Origin of the sequence: Bavariicoccus seileri WCC 4188 (assembly GCF_000421665.1) — a bacterium.
GTDB lineage: Bacteria > Bacillota > Bacilli > Lactobacillales > Aerococcaceae > Bavariicoccus > Bavariicoccus seileri.
Window position 1 is genome coordinate 1 of sequence record NZ_ATXL01000026.1, and the last position, 22,667, is coordinate 22,667.

General features: G+C 37.5%; 12 protein-coding genes and 2 pseudogenes. 1 reads left to right on the forward strand and 13 read right to left on the reverse strand.

Annotated elements, in window-relative coordinates; translation table 11 throughout:
• Positions 1-13 precede the first annotated feature (13 nt).
• The 6 genes and pseudogenes from H541_RS0106640 to H541_RS11855 all read right to left on the reverse strand — a co-directional run bounded on the left by H541_RS0106640 (position 14) and on the right by H541_RS11855 (position 12,360).
• Entirely contained in the window at positions 14-1,195 is a 1,182-nt protein-coding gene (locus H541_RS0106640; protein ID WP_022796547.1) for an IS256 family transposase, read from the reverse strand.
• Positions 1,196-1,279: 84 nt separating this feature from the next.
• Positions 1,280-2,134 carry a type II CRISPR-associated endonuclease Cas1 gene (cas1, locus tag H541_RS0106645; protein ID WP_022796548.1) on the reverse strand — a complete coding sequence of 285 codons (855 nt, stop codon included), beginning with the start codon at positions 2,132-2,134 and terminating at the stop codon, positions 1,280-1,282.
• Positions 2,135-6,165 (reverse strand): annotated as a pseudogene (cas9, locus tag H541_RS12535) (type II CRISPR RNA-guided endonuclease Cas9).
• Positions 6,166-6,591: 426 nt separating this feature from the next.
• Complete coding sequence (locus H541_RS11850) at positions 6,592-8,484, reverse strand: LTA synthase family protein (protein ID WP_022796549.1); 1,893 nt, start codon at positions 8,482-8,484, stop codon at positions 6,592-6,594.
• Positions 8,485-8,647: 163 nt separating this feature from the next.
• A pseudogene (locus tag H541_RS0106660) lies at positions 8,648-11,191 on the reverse strand (YfhO family protein).
• Positions 11,192-11,352: 161 nt separating this feature from the next.
• Positions 11,353-12,360, reverse strand: coding sequence for an LCP family glycopolymer transferase (locus H541_RS11855; protein ID WP_022796552.1), 1,008 nt, complete (start codon positions 12,358-12,360; stop codon positions 11,353-11,355).
• Positions 12,361-12,737: 377 nt separating this feature from the next.
• Between H541_RS11855 and H541_RS0106675 the strand changes: the two genes are divergently transcribed.
• Positions 12,738-14,096: an APC family permease gene (locus H541_RS0106675; protein WP_022796553.1), complete on the forward strand. Its 1,359-nt coding sequence runs from the start codon at positions 12,738-12,740 to the stop codon at positions 14,094-14,096.
• A gap of 154 nt (positions 14,097-14,250) precedes the next feature.
• Here H541_RS0106675 and H541_RS11860 read toward each other — a convergent pair whose 3' ends face one another.
• The 7 genes from H541_RS11860 to H541_RS0106710 form a co-directional block, all read right to left on the reverse strand.
• Entirely contained in the window at positions 14,251-15,402 is a 1,152-nt protein-coding gene (locus H541_RS11860) for an LCP family glycopolymer transferase (protein WP_022796554.1), read from the reverse strand.
• 50 nt (positions 15,403-15,452) lie between these two features.
• Positions 15,453-16,646 carry a hypothetical protein gene (locus H541_RS0106685; RefSeq protein ID WP_022796555.1) on the reverse strand — a complete coding sequence of 398 codons (1,194 nt, stop codon included), beginning with the start codon at positions 16,644-16,646 and terminating at the stop codon, positions 15,453-15,455.
• A gap of 56 nt (positions 16,647-16,702) precedes the next feature.
• Positions 16,703-17,674, reverse strand: coding sequence for a glycosyltransferase family 2 protein (locus H541_RS11865; RefSeq protein ID WP_022796556.1), 972 nt, complete (start codon positions 17,672-17,674; stop codon positions 16,703-16,705).
• Between the two features lie 52 nt (positions 17,675-17,726).
• Positions 17,727-18,515 carry a DUF4422 domain-containing protein gene (locus tag H541_RS0106695; protein WP_022796557.1) on the reverse strand — a complete coding sequence of 263 codons (789 nt, stop codon included), beginning with the start codon at positions 18,513-18,515 and terminating at the stop codon, positions 17,727-17,729.
• A gap of 306 nt (positions 18,516-18,821) precedes the next feature.
• On the reverse strand, positions 18,822-19,988 hold the full coding sequence (locus H541_RS0106700) for a nucleotide sugar dehydrogenase (RefSeq protein WP_022796558.1): 1,167 nt from the start codon (positions 19,986-19,988) through the stop codon (positions 18,822-18,824).
• Between the two features lie 55 nt (positions 19,989-20,043).
• Positions 20,044-21,159 carry a UDP-galactopyranose mutase gene (gene glf / locus H541_RS0106705; RefSeq protein ID WP_022796559.1) on the reverse strand — a complete coding sequence of 372 codons (1,116 nt, stop codon included), beginning with the start codon at positions 21,157-21,159 and terminating at the stop codon, positions 20,044-20,046.
• The gene (locus H541_RS0106710; protein ID WP_022796560.1) at positions 21,149-22,588 is read right to left on the reverse strand and encodes a flippase; all 1,440 of its coding nucleotides are present in this window, start codon (positions 22,586-22,588) and stop codon (positions 21,149-21,151) included. Before H541_RS0106710 ends, glf begins: the two co-directional genes overlap by 11 nt.
• Between the last annotated feature and the right edge of the window lie 79 nt (positions 22,589-22,667).

A 22,667-nucleotide genomic window follows, 5' to 3' on the forward strand; every position in this document is an offset into this window, starting at 1 on the left:
TTTGACAGTTTGCTTATAAACTTTCCAAAGTATCTTCTAATATGCCTTGAACTATTTTGAAACCTTTGTGTGAACGATTTAGAAACTTTTGGTTATAGTCATCAAAAATGGAAACCATAAATCTTTCCAAAGCTTCTTCATTTGGAAACTGCTCTTTACGTTTAGTGTACCGCTTGATTTTTTTATTAAAGGATTCAATCAAATTAGTAGAATAAAGGCTTGGCCTAATCTGTTTGGGAAAACGACAAAAAGTCAATAAATACTCATTTTCTGCGATAGTCTTAACGGGTCTAGGATAGATTTTCTGCCACTTTTCAATAAACTGTTGACGGGCTATTTCAGCTTCTTCCAGTGAATCTGCACGATAAATTGTTTTGAAATCGTCGTTAATTTCTTGACGATCTGTTGCCCTAACACGTTTCGTCAAGTTACGTGCCACATGAATACAACATTGTTGATGAACCGCGCTCGGAAAGTAATGTGATACTTTATCGACTAATCCCTTGAAGCCATCAGCTACAACAATCAAGGTGTTTTCGACCCCTCTTTGGCCGATGTCTGACAGAATGTCACCCCATACGATGGCAGATTCGTGGGGTGAGATGGAGTAGCTTAAAACTTCTTTTGTGCCATCTGTCCGCACGCCGATGGCGATATGAACGGCTTCCTTAGCAACGGTATCTCTTCTAACTGGAATAACAGTGGCATCCAGATAGATGGCAGCATAATGGGCATTCAGTGGTCTGTTATTGAAGGAACTGACTGTCTCGGCAAATTGTTGTGTCATGTTAGAGATGGTTTGAGGCGTGTAATGATGGCCGTACATTTTTTGAATTAAATCGGCTATCTCACTCATCGTAATGCCCTTGCGAAACAAATGGATAACGACCTCTTCGAGCGTGTTTGTCGACCGTTTGTAAGGTTCAATTGTTTGTTGTTTGAATTCGCCATTGCGATCCCTGGGAATCGAGATAGTGATCGGACCGTATTCAGTTTTAACCTGTCTCTCATAACAACCATTTCTCGAATTCCCTGAATTAAAACCAGACCGGCTATACTTCTCATAATTTAAAAAGCCACTCAGTTCAGTCGCTAATAAGTCATTGATTGCCTGTTCGAGGTGTGATCGAAACAATTCAGTCACATCTCCTTTAGTTACTAGTACTTGCATTAATTCTGTAGTAAAATCAGTCATGGGGGAGTCCTCTTTTCTGTGGGTTTTGTCTACAAACTCTATTCTACAGAAGGGACGCCCTTTTTTCTATTTACACAAAATATTTTACACACTCCCTTCCTCATCTTCATTCAATGTCTTTACAACTTTTTTAGTATAATCTGCAATAATATTAGTTAAATACATTCGTCTATCAAGATAATCATAGTTAGCTTCAAACATTTTAAAGAGAGCTAGTTTTAATACTTTGAATTCCAGATCCCTATTTTCATAGACAATGATATCCACAATAGGACGAAATGGTTCCATCAGATCACTAGCCAAGTTAAAGTCATTAAACTGGTTAGAATGTTTTAAGCCAAACTGAGTCATACAGCCATTCTTTACTATTTCTCTAGCAAACAAACTTAAAAGCAAGCTATAACCATAGTCTAATCCAGCATTTATAACATTATCTTGTTCACGATTGAAATCATTTCCAAATAAAGTGTTAAAGTAAAGTCGGGCTGCGTGTCCTTCTCTATTACTCGGATCGAACAATTGCAGCTCAGATTCCAACCGTTGTAACGAGACCGACTGCTGTTGAAACCCGATTTGACTTAGACGAACACTTTGATTAATAATTTTTTGGGAGATGATATCGGTCCAAACCATTGCCTTTTGTTCTTGTTGCCACCGCACTTGTTTCGCTAACTGCAAGCTACTATCATGTCTCCCATAAAAAGGTAACAGTTTCCCAATTGGAAGTCGTTTATCATCACAAAATATAACCAATATATTTTCATCTATTAATCGTTTAATCAGCATTGTTGTCAACGTAATATCCGTGGTTTCCAACAATAACATGTCGATTTCGGACAAATGAATCAATTCCTGATGATCTATACTCTTAAATACTAAATGGTGATTTTTATAGGAAAGTTTTGAGTGTGTATTGACAACAATTGTTCGCCATCCCATTTAACCATCTACTTTCGTGCGCGTTTCGTACAATCCAGTAATAGACTGATCAATAATTGAAGATTTTAACAACTCATTTAAACTTGTATACCTTTTTCGAGGAATATTAGTTCCAAAAAACTTGAAGTCTGCTGGTGCTCCCGCTGCATTCAACTGTAGTAAATTGATGAACGCTTGAGAAACTTCGGCTAAATCTGAATTTTTATTTTTATAATATAGCTTTTCAACTTTTTCAACGTTCGCTGTGGCTAAAGTATAATCATCTGCGAATCGTTTAATTATTTCGAAAAGCTCCTCAAAGTTATCTTTATGACCAGTCACGTACTTTTTACTATCTCCAGTTTTGTCATCTGAATAATGTTTGGCATGATAAAGCAATGTTACCAAACGAGATGGTAATACCATTTGATTGCCTTTTTGCGATTCCTTAGCACTGGCCACTAGTCTCCTACGTCCATCTGCAAACTCGAATAATGTATATTTAGGAAGTAATTTAATAACCGAAGGATTTTCATAACCCATATTTATGAGAAAAGCTTTTTCATCTCTTTCAAATTTATCTTTTTCCATAATACTGATCCCTACAACTGCCTTTGTAGGTTTCCGTTTAGCGCCTTTTTCATAGTTAATAACAACAGAGTAGGCTATAGTTGGGCTATCAAATCCTCCATATTTTTTAGGATTCAAATTGTTCTTTCGTCTGATTAATTTATCCGAGTTACCTTTTGGTTGGATAGATTCCTTAGAAAAACCTCCTTTTTGCTTTTCAGTTTTTTTGACGACATTAACTTGATGGTAACCAATAACTTTTTTAACAATTGACAAAGCGTCTGAACTCCAAAGAATTTCCCCAGTGCTTTCATCCACAACTGTGGTTTCAGCAAAGAATTTTATAATATTGGTATAGAACTGTTTCTTAGCTGTGGCTTTGTTCTCCTTAAATGAGTTGAACTTTCTATAATCACCGTAAACGAATTCTGGTGCAAGGTTTGGATAAACTTTTAATAATGCGTTTGCTACCACACCATTTAAATAAGCATCATGGGCATGATGGTGATCATTCAATTCTCTAATTTTATATATTTCAAACGTTTTTCTGAATTGACTGACAAGCGCTGACTTTAAAGTAACTACTTGAACATGCCTTATGGTACGGCCCTTTTCATCTTTTTCAGTATTAAATCTGTTATCTATCAGTCTAGCTACATGTTTAGTAATCTGTCTTGTCTCAACTAATTGTCTTTTGATAAATTTTGCCCTATCTTCGTCACTTAACCCCCCATGTGTACCTTTAGTTAAGTTCTCAAATTTTCGTTTTGACATTAACCCTGAAGACAATAATGAACGCCAATAAGGTTCCGCCCTTTTTACAATGTCAACTGATGGTACTCCGTTAGACTTTGCTCTATTAGTTGATGAGCTGACTAATACACGATTATCAATTGAGTTATCAGTTGTAAAACTTTGAGGAATAATATGATCTATGTCGTAATTATAGAGCTGAGAAATATCGAGATTTTTATTTGGCTCATACATATCTTTACCGTTTTGTAGGTAGTAAAGGAACAAACGGTCATCTTGCAAAGATTTGTTATCTGTCGGATGCTCTTTTAAAACTTGACTACCCAATTTTTGTATCGCTTCTTCAAGACGTTTGTATCGTGGCTGTGATCTTTTTTTACCCTGTCCTGTTGACTGATTTTCTCTCGCCATCTCAACGACAATTGTTTTAGGATCATATCCCATGCCCCCAACAAGTTCCTCAACTATTTTCAGACTTTGAACAATGCCTTTTTTTATGGCAGGACTACCTGGTAAGTCCCTGACCGTTTCGACGATATTTGTTGATTCTTCATTTTTTGGGCTTCACTGATAATCAATTTAAATGATAATGTATCATCATTTATGAGTTGCATAAAATTACGGTTGATATTTTTATGAACACCATCATCGCTTTCCAAATAATCTAATATCGTTTTACCAGTATCTTTGTCCTTAATACCATCAATCATCTTTCTAGACAGTCTTCCCCATCCTGTATAATGGCGACGTTCTAATTTTTTTAAAATTTTACCATCTATTAGATTCTCGAATTGCTCAAGTTGCTTCCTAATCATCTTTCGATCCTCGAAAACAGTCAGTATTTCAACAATCTTCTCAAGAGTATCTTTGCTCTTAGGATCATCTAGCACAGTATTGGGGATTCCAACCTTTATCAAATCTTGATAAGTACCAAAGCTCGAATTAAACTTGTTCTCTACAGTTAAAACTTTTGGCGTTTCAATATTAAACTCATTGTGAAGTAGATTCTCAACATCCTTCTTTGATACTTTACGATTTGTTTTAAATAAGCTGTCAAAAATCCGAGATTTTTCATCTGAAGACAGCAAGTGTTCTCTGCCTGTATCATCGCTATATCTTGTTTTGGTGAGTTCATTAAAGACAGCAAACTTTTCATACAATAGACTGTGTTTTGGCAGCACCTTTTCTGTCGGAAGGTACTCGTCAATATTAGTCATTTTTTCTATAAATTCTACTGCTGATTTTTCACTGTCAACAGAATCTGTGAAATTCCATGGACGAATATGTTCCTCTTTCGTTCGGACGATCCAAGAAAAGCCACCAGCTTTTTTAGCCAAAGGCCCAACATAGTAAGGAATTCTAAACGTTAATAGTGAACAAATCTTATCTTGATTAACACCTAAAAATTCATAGTAAGGTGCTTGCTTTTGTAGAATCGCCTTAAGCTCCTCTAAGTGGATTTGGTGAGGAATAACACCATTATCAAATGTTCTTTGCTTTCTCAGAAACTCTCCTTGATCAATTTTATCTAAGAAATACTCCGCTCCATTTATACCTGTAATCACTTTTTTGACATATTTGTAGAAATCTTCCTGTGTGACACCTTTTCGAATATAGCCTGCATAACCGTCAGACTTGCCTGAGTCATTTTTAAACATGTCAAAATAAGCTTCAGGTAAATGTTGCTTAATAAAAGCTTTGAATTTACGCAAATCCTCTTCATGGTCACTATATCTTTCAATCATGCTTGCTGACAGCGGAGCACGTGTCGCGGTGTCTTTGGCAGTTAAAATACCCGATAATTGCACCGCATTATAAGTAGCAAGGGCTTTGTTAAAAAGGTCCTGGAACTCTTCACCAATGAGTTCATAAAGAGATTCTAAATCGACTTCCAAATCTTCCTTAGAAAATTGGATTTTGGCATCCTCCTCTAAAGAGAAGGTTCCCTTAAAATTGCCTTGATTTCCAACCATCATTTTAACAAATTGTGCCAGTGCTCCATTTGATTTTTCATTTGGAAACAAGTTTAAGACACTATCAGCTTTTTGGCTGGGTGAGACTTTTGCCGTAAAAAGAGACTCTAACGTGTTATCAGCCAACTCGTCAACTGAAACAGATTGATTCGCTTCTGAAGCAAAAAGCTGTAAGTAAGTGTCATAGAAACTTTTAAAGGTTTTAGCAATAGAGGTATTTTCAGTTTCTAGTTTTCCTTCTATCAAAAAATGTCCACGAAATTTAATAATATGAGCGAGAGCCAAGTAAATGAGTCGTAAATCAGCTTTCTCTCTACTATCAGCTAAATGCTTTCTCAAATGATAAATAGTCGGAAATTCCTCGTGAAATGCCTTTTCTTCTTCAAGTGTCGCAAATACGGGATGACGATTCCCTCTTTTATCTTCGGGAACGAGAAAACTATCTTCCAACCGAATAAAAAAACTATCATCAACTTTCTGCATCTCAGCATCAAAAATACATTGCAAGTATTTTAGACGATTCTTCCTTCTAGCTAACCGTCGTCTAGTTGTTCGTTTCAACCGCCTATCTGCTGCTGTTTGACCGCCATCGAACAAACGAACTCCCCAAAGGTTTTTTTTGACATATGGCTTATCAGAGTCACCTTGGATCTTTATACGTTTTTTCAAAAGCTTATAATCCTCAGATAGTACAGCCCATCCTACGGAATTTGTTCCTATGTCCAATCCGATAATGTAGTCTTTGCGATTACTCATTCAATCTCCTCCTCATATTCTTTTAGAAAAATAATTATTGTACTAGAAATACTTAATTTAATCTGCTATAATCTAATTATTGGACGTATCCAAAACTACATAGCGAGTTAAAATAAGGCTAGTCCGTTATCAACTCTTTTTGAGTAGCGCTGTTTCGGCGCTTTTTTTATTTATTGCTTTTTCGCTTAAAAAGTACTTTTGTAATTTATTATTAAATCGTGCTTAAAGTATATCATTTACCTTTATATATTAAAATATAAAACTTTATTTTTTATACAATTGATGCTATTTTCTTAGGTTCCTACTATAAAAGGCTCTACACCACAAAAACCACACTTCTTTATTCGAAGTGTGGTTTTTTATCAAACTCAACTATTCAATTAAAGATTATCTAAATACGCTTTACTCGGTCTTTTCCTCTGACTCTCATTCTTGCAACAGCTCAAAGTTTGTTCCCTTCATAATCTTCAGATCGTAATAATTTGAGCGTTTACCCAGTTCATCATTGAGCGTATCATACCCAATTTCTTCAGACAGTGTTGGTTTGTCGGAAAAGAGATTCGTCCCCAGTCCCATTCTATCTCCTGTTATTTTGATCCCCATTGCAGCCAAAGTTGTGGGATAGAGATCCATAGTTGTGTATGTTCTATTCGTCGTTGTCACAGCTTCAGTTTCTGAATTTAAAATCAGGTTTAACACTGAACGTTTATAATCTGGAGCAATACTATTAAAATAGTCACGATCCATACTCAAATGGTCCCCTGAAATGACAACCACTGTGTCCTCATAAAACGGCTGTTCTTTCAACCAATTTAAAAAATCACCTAATTGCTGATCCGAAAAAGCAATGACATTACTATACTGGTCGCCAAACTCCTGTGGGTTGTTTTCTGATAAATACCCATCCTCAAAATGAGTATCCGCCGTCAACATAGTAAAATTAAAGGGTTTCTCTTCCTGATTTAACTCCGCCACAGAGGCCTTCGCAAATTCAAACAACTTCTCATCTTCATACCCCCACCAAACATGATAGTCCTCTGGAATCCAGCCTTCTTCCTTCGCATAATAATAATCCTCTATTTTATAGTCACCATGTTGGGTAAAGTACTTATCGCGTCCAGCGAAGTCAGCACCTGAACCGAAAAAAAGCCTTTGATTATAACCCTGTTTATTTAAGATTTCTCCTAAAGAATACGCACCAGGTAAAAATGGTACGGTTTTACCATAAGTATTATGATCCGAGAAATTCAGTGGAACGCCTGCTGTTTGTGCCACCATACCTCCAACAGTAAAGCCAGTTCCAGTGGTTTGATAGGCGCCACCAATCAGGTCGTTATTTGAGAAATTAATCCCCTCTTCTTGAATAACTTTTGTTAAATTCGGCAGCAAGTTTTCAGGCTGTTGCCCACCGAGTTCAGTTGATAAATAAGTCGTCTCCATTGATTCTAAGAAAATATAAATCAAGTTTTTAGGTTTATCGGGAAACTCTAATGCAACCGTTGTGGGCTCGACATAGTAGTCATTAAATAAGGTCGAGTTCTCGAAGAAATACGCCTTAACCTCTTGATAACCTAGTTTACTGACACTATAAAAGACACCAAATCCCAAAATAGCAAAAGCCCCAATCACTCTAGCCGTATAGATAATCGCACGAGGACCGAAATTCGGTAAAACTAACCGTGTGAATTTATAACGATGGAGAACAATCACGCCAACAATTAACAGATAGCTCAGGGCTGCACCAGGAATCACAACAAGTTTAATAAAGGTTTTGATTTGTTCGGGATCTGTCCCAGAAAGAGGTTGGACAATCGCATAAACAACTTGGTCTATTGAAACACCACCAAAATTAAAGACAAGCCATCCTCCTGAATAGGCGATGAAAATACTACAAACTACTAATAAAACTGCAATCGTATGTGTAACCGTATTAAAAATTGAAAAATTTGAGTCTCGACGTCTGATTTTTCCAGAAGCTCTACGATCTTCAAAGAGAACCACTAACAATAACGTGATGATGAGTGACAAAGTAAGCAGTACATAAGTCGGTCGGAAAGGATATCCCCGTTTAAGTGTCAAAAAAAGTGCTTTAGAGTACGGATAACCAAAAAATCGGACCAAAACTAAGGTCAAGGAAGTGGCGATTCCCGAAAAGATAACACCCTTAAAAATAGACCAAGTAATCCTTTTCCCTTGAGCCATTTTGAGTTGTTCAACTTTTTCTGATCGGTTTACCGACTCTCTTTTTAAGTCAGGTATAGAGCGACAATAACAATAACCAGCAACGAATAATCCGAAAAGCACCAGTGGAAAAATCATGATTGTAACTCCTTAAAAAACGTGTTGTCAACGATAGCCTTACTTAAATATTACCCAATTTACATTAAATTAACAATGCTATTTTCTTTAACAACTCTAAAAAAACACCGATATCATCCCAAAAGAAGACATCGGTGCATAGATTTAAGTATTAGAGTGATTTTTATAATGCTTTATTTTTCCTAACCTCTCGTCTTTTGGGCAAAAAGACGAACACCACGACATATGTCGTCACTGCCAAGACTGAAACGATGCTCCCCACCACAAGACCTTTTGGATAGTAGACCAAATGAATTTTTTGAGTACCACTAGCGAGATCAATAGCCATAAAACCATTATGATTATGATAGGCCACAGCCTCGCCATTGACCTTGACTTGCCAACCATCATCGTACGGCAAGGTGATTAATAGCTGCCCAGCTTTAATCACATCAATACTCCCTGCAAACACATTGTTCTCTCGCTGACTCACTTCTAACGGTTGGTCATTTAAGTCAGCCGCTACTTCCTTTAGTACATCACTATTAAGCTTGTAAACCACCATTTTCAGATCCTCTGGGGCTTTCTCCACTGCTAGTTTAATCCCTGATTGATCTGGATTAGAATCAGCATGATCGTTTTTCAAATCGACGACACCCTCTGAAAAAACGCCTGAAAGTTTCCTAAACACCTCGCCATTTTTGAGAAGTTGTTTCTCACTTCGATCAGCTGACGTAAACTGAGCATATAGCACTTCTCCTGCTAACGAAGGTAAGTCGAAAGTCATAGTCGATCCATTTTTTTGGTCACTCACACCCGTCACCGGTTCAAACACTTCAAACTCACGGCCAACTAGAGTTGAGAATAGCTTGTTTTGATAAACAAATGCATTGTCTTCTTTTGAAATCTCTAAACTTGTGTCATTTGCTGGTGCTACCATAAACCCTAACGGCAAGGCATATGGATTCTCGTACAAGTCATAACCGTCATAAGCCTTGATGAGCTTATAACCACTCTGTTGCTCCTTGGCATAGAGATACTTGATACCTAATAAGGCATCACTAGGTAAAATACTGTCATTATAATTAATCTCGATATTATCTGAAATATTATAGCCTAACCGATCTGTTATTTCATTCGTAATGCCATCATAAGTCGACGTATAATGCTGCACCCCTGGAATCTGTAACGACAACGCTTCACCGTTAACGACTTTGTTCTCTCGGTAAGCCCCCGTGCGATTAAACATCCTTTCAAAACGATAGACTGACGGATCTATTTGTTTAAGGTGTTCGAGTTCAGCTGTGGTCTTTTGTGTATAGGTTTCAAACTCTGCATTTGAAATAAAATATAAAAAATGAAAATAAGAAGAGGTAACCTTCAGACTTTCAATTGAAAGCAACCCCAAAAGAACCATGAGGACTAACTGACTTTTTTGACGGTTAATGTTCCATCCTAACACGATAGTATAAAGGATTATCATCAAAAAACCAATATAGTTCATCTTACTATATGGGGAGGCACCCTCTATTATGAGATAAAAAGCTAAAACTACCAACAAAGTCTTGCCCAACAATCGGCGATTTTGGTCCGCCTTATAGGCTAAAAAGCCCTTTACTGAAATCACTAAGAAATATAGTACAAAACAAAAACTATAGCGCGTCCCATAAGAATACGCATGTTTGAGTGTCGTCCAGATTGTATCCGTTGTACTAAATGTTGGTACAAGTAGGAAGAAAATTGTAAGCGCTCCGTTAAAAAGTTTTTCCTTTAAAGGCACTGAGTGACTCATAAAGTAATAAGCCATCAATATAACCATTAATGATCCAGCATAAAAAATGATTCCCGTATTAATAAATTCAAATTCAGTGTTTGGGAGTAATGCTTTAAATGAAGCAGCTGCTGTATGCCTGATTTCAAAATTAAAGTCATTAACATCGATTGAACCTTTTCCAGTTGCTAATGACAATAAATTAGGTACAAATAAGAAAAATGTAGACAAGACTGAAAGAATTCCAATGGCGATGAAGCGACTGATCTTTGGCAAAAAAGTCCTTAACTTAAAACGATGGTTTGCCCAACTGAAATACTCGAACAGAAAGTAGCAGAAAGCCATCAAACAAACCATATAGCCACTATACCAATTAATGACCACCGCTAAAAACAATGACCCATATAATAACAGTGTTCTATGTTGATTCACTAGCTGATAGACACCTAGAAAGACTAACGGCAACACTATCACGGCATCCATCCACATCACATTACGCATATTAAGCAAAACGTATTCACTCATTGCATATAGCAATGAGAAGATTATCGTGTAAGCTCCGAGTCCTTTAAACCGTTTTAAAAAATAAATGCTAGAAGTTAACCCAATTAAACCATACTTTAGAATAGTCATTAATGTGATGAACAGCGGCAATTGTTCTCGCGAAAAAAAGACCACTAGTAAATTAATTGGATTTGCCAATTAATAGGCAAATAGGCTCATCACATTCCCACCAAGTGATTTGTAGAAGGAATAAAATAGACTATCCTTTCCCTGTAAGACATTTTGTAAATAACCATAAAAATCAATATATTGAATATCCAGATCTGCATTTAATAAAGTGACATCCCCAAAAGGTAGAATACCTTGTCTAAACATCACCACTGTGACTAGCAAAACTGGTAGCAGAAAAGAAATAACATAAATGCTCAATTTCTTTTGTGTGATACGTTTCATAAACGACTCTCCTTCGAATTAATAACACAATGATTATATCATGTATGTGTCTACAAACAGTCATTCTGCATAAATAAAAAGGCACTATCATTTTTCACTATGATAGTACCTTCGAAATTTCTAAACTAGCAAGCATGATTATCATTTGAAATGACCGTCAGTTACTCTATTTCTAGTTCTCTCTTAAGCATTTGAGACATCGCTTGTCGATCTTCTTCTGAAACGATTTGGTAAGACACCCCACCTATCATTTCACCACTACCCCGTAACGATTTTTCATCCAATTGCGTTGCGGCTGCACGATAGTTCAACAAGATATTTTGCATTTGATCAAACTTCAAGTTCGTTTGGACATTACCTTCTAAAGAACTCAAAATACTTTGATAATTCGACAAAGTATCAACTGACTTCATCTTATTAATAGCAGCTGATATAATTTGACGTTGACGATTTTGACGACCATAGTCGCCATCTGGATCGTCATAACGATTCCGTGTGTAAGCTAATAGACGTTCTCCTTCTAAGTGGTAATTTTCACCCTTGACAAAATCATAGCCTTGTTGGCTAAAGGTCAAGTCACTTTGAACATCCACACCACCAATAGCTCCAACTAATTCTTGGAAGCCCATCATATTGACACTGATATAATAGTCTATTGGGATTTCTAAGTAGTTTTCAACCGTCTCCATTGCCAGTGATGCACCACCATAAGCATAGGCAGCATTTAACTTATCATAGTTTCCATTAATCATGATATAGGTATCACGTTGCAAACTGGTGATTGTTGTTTTTTCAGTTTCAGGATTAACCGTCAGTACCATCATCGTATCAGACCGTCCTTGATCGACCCGTCCAAGGTCCCCTGTATCAACTCCAAGTAACAACACAGAAAAAGGCGGGTAGGTATTATCCTTTGTCTTTTTCCCGATATCTACTTTCCGTGCATACTGACTATTCGATTGTGCACCTTCATAAAGATCATCAGCGGTTCCACGAACATCCATATATACTTTAGCCATAAGAGCACCAACTAACAAGACTGCTGCTCCCAGTATAAACAAAATTGTGTTTCTAACAGGATGTTTCTTTTTGTATTTTTTCTTTCTTGGGTCACGCTCATTAGACTCACGTCGAGAAGCTTGTTGATGCCGTTCACTTCTAGTAGGCAAGATTCATCATTCCATTCTATTTATATAGTCTTTCAAACTACTGTGATGATTTCAGCGCATAAAGCAATCATCTATACCGCGTTGACGCTATGCTGAAAGTCATCCTATTAACAAAAACCAGTTATGCTCATTTTACCACATAATCACCTTTGTATACTATCCTACTATTCTTTTTATTGCAACTTAAACTCTATAAGCTTATAAAAAGCTTATATAAAACGCCAAATCAGCCTATGACACTTAAACTTATTTTAAACAGCAGATTGAAAAGTTCTCATAATTTCCCATAGCTTATGCTATACTGGAAAAAACACTTTTACCACTGTTAATTAATGAAGCTACTAGCTATCTACAGTGACTCATAAAGGAGAACGCATATGCCCAATAACTCAACAGACTTATCAAAAGGATTAACCAAAGAACATAATGAACTCAAACGGTCGTTGTCCTTCTTTCCCGCTTTATCTACCGTTATGGGGACTGTTATAGGCGCTGGTGTGTTCTTTAAAGCCGCTAGTGTTGCTACGGTGACTGGGTCTCCTAGTCTTCATTTATTATCTTGGCTCTTAGGTGGAATCATCAGTGTTTGTGCTGGCCTTACAGCCGCAGAACTGGCCGCTGCCATCCCCGAAACTGGTGGTATGTTGCGGTACATCGAACGAGCTTATGGCGAATTTTGGAGCTATCTCTTAGGGTGGGCGCAGGTCATCGTCTATTTTCCGGCTAACGTCGCTGCTTTATCGATTATATTTGCCACACAGTTCAAAAATTTATTTACTTTACCCAATAATGTCATCGTTCCCATTGCAGTCGTCGCTGCCACAACCATCATGTTGATCAACTTTATGGGGTCAAAAGCCAGTGGAATCTTCCAGTCTGTGACACTTGTCTTTAAACTTGTTCCCTTGGCATTGATCGTTATATTCGGATTGTTTAGAGAAGGTGATGTTGCGGTCAGCCTTTTCCCAATAACGCAAGGACCTGACGTAGGAGGCTTTTTACCAGCTTTAGGGGCTGGTCTTCTCGCTACGATGTTCGCTTACGATGGGTGGATTCATGTGGGAAATATTGCAGGAGAGATGAAAAACCCGACGCGTGATCTTCCTCGAGCAATCGCCTTTGGATTAATTGGAGTGATGGCGGTCTATTTTGTCGTCCAGTTAGCCTTCCTAAAAACCATTGACATCTCGCAACTGGCTGGTAATGAAAATGCAGCCATGCAAGTAGCCGGTAAGATATTTGGTAATATGGGTGGTCGACTCGTGACCGTGGGTATTTTGATTTCTGTTTACGGGACAATCAATGGTTATACCATGACCGGCATGAGACTACCATATACTATGGGACTCAAAAAGCAATTACCCTTTTCAGCCAAATTGGCGACATTGAATCGTTTCAAAGTCCCATTTGTGGCTGGTATTGTTGAACTCGTCATTGCCATCATGATGATGATGGTCGGAGGATTTGACGTTTTAACTGATATGCTAGTCTTTGTCATCTGGATTTTCTATACTCTCGTTTTTATCGCTGTCTTCAAAATACGTCGCACAGAACCTGAACTTGTAAGGCCATATAAAGTACTCTTTTATCCCATCATTCCAGTCATCGCCATCCTAGGTGGTATATTCATCATCACGATGACTCTGATTAATCAATTCCAATTAGCCATAATTGGAACCTTATTGACCTTGCTTGGAATACCAGTTTATTGGTACATGAAGAGAAAAAATAATTAAGAGACAAACATAGGGTGTGACGCTAATTTTAATAGCGTCACACCCTATGTTTATTTTTGGTTATCATTAGTACTATAATATGACTCTATAATATGGCTCTAAAATAGTTGATGACCAGTGGTTTTAATGAACTGTGTTTCAAAATAGTCTGAATTCAGTATTCAAAATCAGTTGTATCTTCATCAGTGCCTTCATTAGTACTTTCGTCAGTATTAGTATTAACATCTTGATCAGCATCTTGGTCAGTAACTTCGTCTGTGCTTGAATCTGTAGCTTCATCCGTGTCATCAATTTCAAGTTCTCTTTTTAACATCTCTGACATCGCTAAGCGATCTTCTTCAGCGACAATTTGATAAGAAACACCATTGATCATTTCACCACTACCACGAAGTGCTTTTTCATCAATCGTCTCAGCTGCCGAACGGTACCCCATCAATATATCCTGCATCTGATTGAATCTTAAATTGGTTTGAACATTATCTCCCAACGAAGCTAACAAATTTTGATAACTCGCCAGCGTCTCAACTGATTTCATCTTATCAATCACCGCTGTAATAATTTGCCGTTGCCGATTTTGCCGGCCGTAGTCTCCATCAGGGTCATCATAACGGTTTCTGGTATAGGCTAGGAGACGTTCCCCTTCGAGATGATACTTTTCTCCTTTAACGAAGTCAAAGCCTTGTTCAGAGAACGTCAGGTCGCTTTGAACATCCACCCCACCAATAGCATTGACTATTTCTTGAAAAGCTCTCATATTGACACTGATATAATAGTCAATCGGGATTTCGAGATAATTCTCAATAGTCTCCATCGCAAGTGCTGGACCATCATAAGCATAGGCTGCATTTAGCTTGTCGTAAACGCCGTTAATCATGATGTAAGTATCACGTTGTAAACTCGTAATGGTCGTTCTATCTGTATTCGGGTTAACAGTAATAATCATCATGGTATCAGATCTTCCGTCTTCCATACCATCATTACGACCTAGATCACCAGTATCGATTCCCATCAGTAACACTGAAAAAGGTTCTGTGGCTTTTTCACCACTAGGTTGACTCAAATCAATATCACGGGAGTACTTACTATTAGTATTAGCCTCTTTAAATAAATCATCAGCAGTTCCCTTAACATCAAAATAAACTTTCGACACTATGGCTAAAAGAAGTAATATAACTACTCCAAGAATAGCCATTAATGTTCGCTTAGACCCATTTGTTTTTTCTTTTTTGGCCTTTTTGCGATGTTCCTGTCGCGAAACTGCTTTCGTTTTTTTATGAGTATTATGGCGTTCATTTCTACTTTGCAAAAAGAATCATCCCAATCTGATGGTCTACGGTCGCAACTGTCGGTTCCTTACTATCTCGTTTTTTTAGTAACATTAAGAGGTGTATCTTTAAAAACCATTCCAATTGTTATCAGGAGTGGTGAATACCAAAGCATGGTTAGCTGAGGATCCACCATAGAGTGAATCGCCAACAAGACCATTGCTGCGAATAAATACATATTTTTCTTACGATATATCAAAACCATTGTATATGTCAATAAGCTAATTAGGGCAATAAAATAAATCCAACCATGTAAAACGAGCATTTGTAAGTAGGAACTATCAATATAATTATAGCTATTATCTGTAATTTGGTGGTTTGACCTCAAAGTAGCATAGCCAACCATATTCAAATCCTGCCCAAACGGTTGAATCCCATGGACTCTGATGGCCTCATGCCCGAGATAAATACGACCAGTCAACAGTTTATCAAAGAAATGAGTAAAGCCAAATATTTTATAGGTTAGCGACAGAAATGCGATGAAACAACTCGTGAGAATAAACGAAGGCGTCAAAAACTTCGCTACTTTTAAACACAATCCCCTGAAGTATTCAAAGTTGTTATAGTAGTATACAAATACGATATAGATAGTTGCTAGCATAAAAGGATTACGCGTGTCAGTGATTGCAAATATCCAAAGATTGACGATAAATAAAATTAAAGCGTGATAATAATTAAATTTTTGCTTCAGTACAATCGCAAAACTCATAGTGATGAAGAAGAAGAGATGGGCCAAAAAAGTAGCGTATTTAAATCCCCATGCACGTCTTGAACGATCAGCAGAGGAGAAATCTCTATTTTGAATTAACCCTAAGTGTGTTGCAAATATTGTTATAAAAGTCATTGTGACGGCCACAATTAAAAACGCCTTAACCACTTTTTCAAACTCATAATGACGACTAGCAACAATAATCACACTAATATCAAACAGATAATAGTCTCCTGAGACGTAAGCAACTATCCCACTTAACACTATGAATAAATAACCGAATAGGCTCTTTTTACTAAATGTTGTACTTAAATACTCACTCAAAGCTAATCCTAAAAGTGGTATCGCACGCATGACAATAAAAAAGACTCTAGGAAACCAATAATCAAACATTGTTAGGGAACTGATAAAGAAAAAAGTTAGCCAAACAATGTAACAAGTAAAAAACAATCTTTCGGGAGTTAGACCAACCTTTGATAGGTTCTTTCTCATATTCCCTGGCGATAAAAAGCTCATCTGACTTCTCCTATTCTTTTCTATTTCTATACTGTTAAGGTCAATCACAGTTAAGCTCACATGCCAGTATGCTTCATTCGGTTTTTAAACCCCTCATAATCATATCGGCGGAAAAGGAACGCACCCATTCCTCGAAATAGAGTCTTAATTTTTTTAAATCGATAGTGAATACCTGGTTTAAACAATAATTGTAAACAGATATACAGATTATATATGACCGCTTTAATGGTGTCACTTGATGACCCATAGGCAGAGTAATTGATTAAGGAATTACGACACATATAATAATAAAGCTTGATACGATTTTCGTTTTCCTCATCCAAAATCGATAATCGTTTTGTATTAAACCGTTTATGCAACACCTTGGCAGAACCGACTAAGAAAGCTGGACCATAATACTTGGTCAAGCGTTGGGTATACTCCGTATCATCGCCCCAAATGAAATAATCTTTGCACGGATACCCAATTTTTCGAATGGCATCCCCGTTAATTAATAACGAAACGAACGTTGCACTCTCTATTTTAACTAATCCATCAGCCAAATTAAAGTACCAATCTGGATAGCCATTACTACTGCGACGAGAATCTAACACAGGGACATTCATAGGTTCATTTTCCGGCCCGAAAACTGTACTCGCTAAAAAGCTGACATCTTCTCGATCGTCAGCTTCAAAAGACCCTAGGGCGGTGTTAAAAGATTGCAAGGTATCTTTGTAAACGATCGTATCGTCGTCCATCAACCAAAGCCACTGATAGTCATACTGCTCAGTCGCATACCTGATGCCTTCATAAAAGCCACCTGCACCACCAGTATTTTCTGGAAGTTTGATGTAGTCAATGGTTGGGCGATCAAAGAGCTCTCCTACAGCAAACAACTCGTCTGTCCCATCCGTACTATCATTATCAATCACAACCAATTTATCCACTGGTAACGATTGCTCCAATAAAGCATGCAAACATTCTTCAAGTAATACTTTACGATTATAGGTCACGACTAACGCAATCACTTTCACTGCTGGTCTACTCAATCAGTTACACCTCACATCTAATAGATTTAAAGACAGCTAAAAAGCTCAATAGTCAATAAAAACTATCTGAGTACTTTTCGCCTGTCACTTTTGATTTCAACAATTCATAAGCACGCTCTGCTAAATGTCTACCACCAATGAAAATTAGCGGTTGCTCCACATAATCATAGTTATTGGTATTTATCCAAACATCCATTAAAATTTCACTAATCCGGCCAGGATAACGTTGGTGAAATCGATCAAAGGCCGTTCCTCTGACTTCTAACAGTTCTTTCAAAATCGGAAAAATCCAGGTACAATACTCTTTAAATTTTTGATCGCTCATCACAAACATATTGAACATATGTGCTGACCGCCTCACTTTGAGTTGCTGAAACTCTGCGGAATATGCTGGACATAGTTGTTCGATGATTTTTTCAGTTGCTAAGAGGTCTTCCTCGTAAAGCGTATGTGCGTAATGATCATAGACTGATTCAATAAAGTACCTTCTTTTTGTTGGCAAGATAATATCCACACTTTGTAATAACTGTTTTGCTTTAGACTCTGATAAATAGTCTTTGGTTGTTGGGTGTTTCTTCATAGATGACCACCAACTGTTCGCAAAATAGCGTCTATAATGAGCCAAGCCCACATAATCAGCATGTAGATTCTTAAAAGCCCAGTATACCCCAGTTAATTCTGAATAATAGGGATTTTCAGTGGAAATATTCTCTCCAGTATCATCCCTCAAATAGTCGGGGATTGTATCATTTAAAGCCGTCCCAACTTGTACTGGATAATAACAAGAAATAGACGGAATATCTACTTTCTTGTGTGTTGCTACCAGCATTTTCAAATCCATTAAGATTCCTCCGCAAATAAAATTCGCTTGATTTAAACATCTAAAATGTTTAAACAGCCTGCTTATAATGACATTCGCCAAAACATTGGTATCTCAATCATTAATCAGAGACCATTTTTAAGCGTTCCTCAAGTATAGATGTTTAAAGAACCGCCACAATACTGTATTAATTACTTGACACATTATAACCAAATAATGCTTGGTCAAAAAGAGATTTGTACGCTTTCTTACTCAATCTTAAGATTTGAAGCAAATTTCTTCACATTTTTTTCATAATTTAACTGTTACTTAATCGCTTAATCGGCATCAATCTCTGAAAAATAAATCTCTAGTATACACTTTATCCCTGACATCCGCTAAATCAGATGTAAAACGGTTAGCAACGATGAGATTTGCTTCTTTTTTGAACGTCTCAAGATCATTGACGACTTTAGAATTGTAAAAGTCCTTTTGGGTCATCGTGGGTTCATAAACGATAACCTCAATACCTTTAGCTTTAATACGTTTCATCACGCCTTGTATGGCCGATTGACGGTAATTATCGGATCCTGCTTTCATCGTTAAACGGTAAATTCCCACAACTTTAGGATGGCGTTTGATCACTTCATCGGCAATATGATCTTTTCTCGTTCGATTCGCTTCAACAATGGCAGTAATCAAATTTTGTGGGACATCCTTGTAATTAGCCAACAGTTGTTTCGTGTCTTTTGGTAAGCAATAACCACCATATCCAAAAGAAGGGTTATTATAATGAGAGCCAATTCTTGGGTCTAAGGAGACGCCTTCTATGATTTGTTTCGAATCAAGGTCTCTCATTTCAGCATAAGAATCCAACTCATTAAAATAAGCTACTCTCAAGGCTAGATAGGTATTTGCAAATAACTTGATGGCCTCAGCTTCAGAAGAACTCGTCAATAACACAGGGATATCTTTCTTGAGAGCCCCCTCAACCAGTAGATCCGCAAAGCCTTGCGCGCGTTTGGATTCTTCCCCTACCACAATTCTTGAAGGATAGAGGTTGTCATACAGTGCGTGGCCTTCTCTCAAAAACTCTGGAGAAAAGATGATGTTGTTCATCTCAAATTTTTCTCTCATTGTTTTGGTGAAGCCCACAGGAATGGTTGACTTAATGATGATTGTGGCTGAAGGATCGATTCTTTTGGTCTCTGTAATTGCCGCTTCAACGGATGAGGTATCAAAATAATCTTTATCAGGATCATAATTAGTTGGCGTCGAAATAACCACATAATCTGCATCAGCTAGGGCCTCTTTTGGATCTAAGGTTGCTGTCAGATCCAATTTTTTGGTAGCTAGATACTCTGAGATTTCTTTATCAGCAATTGGCGACTCTAATCGATTTAACATCTCTACTTTTTCAGGAATGATATCAAGTGCCATGACCTGATGACGTTGTGCCAACAAAACCGCTAACGATAGACCAACATAGCCTGTTCCTACAACTGCAATCTTCAACTTATTTCCCTCTCTCTCAACCAATAGTGACGGATACTAAACGAATCAACTCAGCTTAGCGACGTTCCTTCTTCTCGCGAGCAACGGCTTTCAGTGACGCATTGATAACCATGTGCATATCAAAATATTGATACATCCCTAAACGACCACCAAAAATCACTTGTTCTTCCTGTTGTGCCAAATGACGGTATTTTTGGAATAGAGCCCCATTTTTGTCATCATTGATTGGGTAATAAGGTTCCGCACCGGGTGCCCATTCTGATGAATATTCTTTTGTGATAACCGTTTTTGGTTGGGTGCCAAACTCAAAATGTTTATGTTCAATGATCCTAGTATAAGGTGTGTCACTATCAGTATAGTTTACAACCGCATTTCCTTGATAGTTTTCTTGGTCTAAGACGCTCTCTTCAAAACGAAGTGACCGATACTCTAAGTGACCAAATTTAAAGTCAAAATATTGATCAATCATCCCGGTAAAGACAACTTTCTCTGCCGATTTTAAATATTCTGCTTTTTTATCAAAAAAGTCAACACCAGTTTCAACTTCGATGTTTGGATGGTCCAGCATTTTTTCAACGATTTGCGTATAACCACCGATTGGAATACCTTGATAGCGGTCATTGAAATAATTGTTATCAAAAGTGAAGCGAACCGGAAGCCGTTTGATAATGAATGAAGGGAGATCTTTACAAGCTCTGCCCCATTGTTTTTCGGTGTATCCTTTGATCAAGCGTTCATAGATGTCCGTTCCTACGAGTGAAATAGCTTGCTCTTCCAAATTACGAGGATTCTTATTCCCTAAGACTTGACGTTGCTCGGCAATCTTTGCCTGTGCCTCCGCTGGAGTTATCGTTCCCCACAATTGGTAAAAAGTGTTCATGTTGAATGGTAAATTATAAAGTTTTCCATTGTAATTTGCTACGGGAGAATTGGTGTAACGATTAAACTCTGCAAACTGGTGGACATACTCCCACAATTCCTTATTATTGGTATGGAAGATATGAGCCCCATACTTGTGAACTTGGATGCCTTCCATTTCCTTGGTATAGATATTTCCTGCAATATGATCTCTTTTCTCAATCACTTTAATTGAATGGCCTTCTTTTGCCATTTCATGAGCAAAAACTGCTCCAAATAAGCCAGACCCAACAATTAGATAATCATAACCCATCTTCACTGATCCTCCGTGTTTTAATAAAATTTAGTACAACTTTCAATATCGTTGGCTTTAAGAGTAAAATTAATAGCCCATAAACAATTACCCCGACAATCACTTGCATCACCAAACCGATGACGCCAGCTCTAAGGGTTCCAACGTAATATGCCACGATTCCCATCGTTCCTGCCGCAACCAAATATTTCCAAGTGTTTTTAAATAAGCGTTTCAAATCGAGAGCTTGTCTAACTGCATACAATTGAATACTAGTGACAACACCTTCTGCAATCACCGAGGCTACTGCTGCACCAACCGGCCCGAAGGTTGCAATCACCATGATATTAAGCATCACATTGACGAATGCCCCACCGACCACAGAGGCTGTATAAGGCTTCATTTGATTCGTTGGTAATAAATACTGCTTTCCTATGGCGTTGCTCCAAGAAATAAAAATTATGACGAGTGGCAACACTTTTAGGATATCTTCGATACCAGCAAAGCCCGGTCCAAAATACAACAACGAAAAATTATCGGCAACCGCAATGATACCAAAAGACAATGGAAAAGAGATGATACTCACAAAATCAAAAGTAACATTGAGATAACTCTTAACCTTTTCAAAATTTCCAGCTGCGAAGGTACTAGCTACCCTCGGCAACATCACAGTCCCAGTAGCAGTCACAACGGCTAGTAACACACGGACAATTTTATCTGAATTATCAAAAAAACCAGCAGAATCTACACTATACCACTTACCAAGCATTGTTTTATTCAGGACCAGATAGACCTGTGTCGCAATCTCTGGAATGAATAAATAAATAGATGGCATAAAATGCTGCCAAAGATTCAATTCTGTGACGGTTACGCGAACCAATGTTTTCCGTAAATACGGCCAGAAGGTCAAGTTTCCTAAAAACTGAGAACCTGCAGTAACAATAACAAATAAAATCAAATCATTTCTAGTTTTTACAAAAGTAAAGATCAGGACTAGTGATGCTAGCTTGACAATCATATTACGGACGACTGTCTTCTTAAAGTCCTCTAACCCCATAAAGAGCCAAGAAATATCAAAAGCTGCGGCTAATAACATAATACTTTGAGCCAGCAAAACATCTTGATACTCTTTCGCAATAAAAAAGACGTAAATCATATAGAAAACTGTCGAAACGATGATTGTCAGCAATCTTAACAGCGTAATCTCCCAAAAAGCTTTCGTTAATGCTTTGGGATCATTCCGCCTATAAGCGATTGTACGGTTGCCATACAAGGCAACCCCTATACTTCCAAAAAGAACAAAATAGGTCACAATCGAATTCGTGTAGGCATTAATCCCGACCGCTGTTTTCCCGAGCACACGAGAAATATAGGGGACCGTAATCAGTGGGACGATGATGACAAACACTTGATAAGCGACGTTATATAAGTAATTTTTGACTGTTTTCATAGTTACCTTCAATCTTTTGTATGTAATAATACAACTCTATTTACTTTAACACATTATAATGGACGTCGTCGCAAGGAAA

What these genes read in the sequence shown, in the direction of transcription:
- H541_RS0106675 (WP_022796553.1), top strand. Translation starts at nt 12,738, where the DNA reads ATGCCCAATAACTCAACAGACTTATCAAAAGGATTAACCAAAGAACAT.
- H541_RS0106685 (WP_022796555.1), bottom strand. Translation starts at nt 16,646, where the DNA reads ATGAGCTTTTTATCGCCAGGGAATATGAGAAAGAACCTATCAAAGGTT.
- H541_RS11850 (WP_022796549.1), bottom strand. Translation starts at nt 8,484, where the DNA reads ATGATTTTTCCACTGGTGCTTTTCGGATTATTCGTTGCTGGTTATTGT.
- H541_RS0106640 (WP_022796547.1), bottom strand. Translation starts at nt 1,195, where the DNA reads ATGACTGATTTTACTACAGAATTAATGCAAGTACTAGTAACTAAAGGA.
- cas1 (WP_022796548.1), bottom strand. Translation starts at nt 2,134, where the DNA reads ATGGGATGGCGAACAATTGTTGTCAATACACACTCAAAACTTTCCTAT.
- glf (WP_022796559.1), bottom strand. Translation starts at nt 21,159, where the DNA reads ATGGGTTATGATTATCTAATTGTTGGGTCTGGCTTATTTGGAGCAGTT.
- H541_RS0106710 (WP_022796560.1), bottom strand. Translation starts at nt 22,588, where the DNA reads ATGAAAACAGTCAAAAATTACTTATATAACGTCGCTTATCAAGTGTTT.
- H541_RS0106695 (WP_022796557.1), bottom strand. Translation starts at nt 18,515, where the DNA reads ATGGATTTGAAAATGCTGGTAGCAACACACAAGAAAGTAGATATTCCG.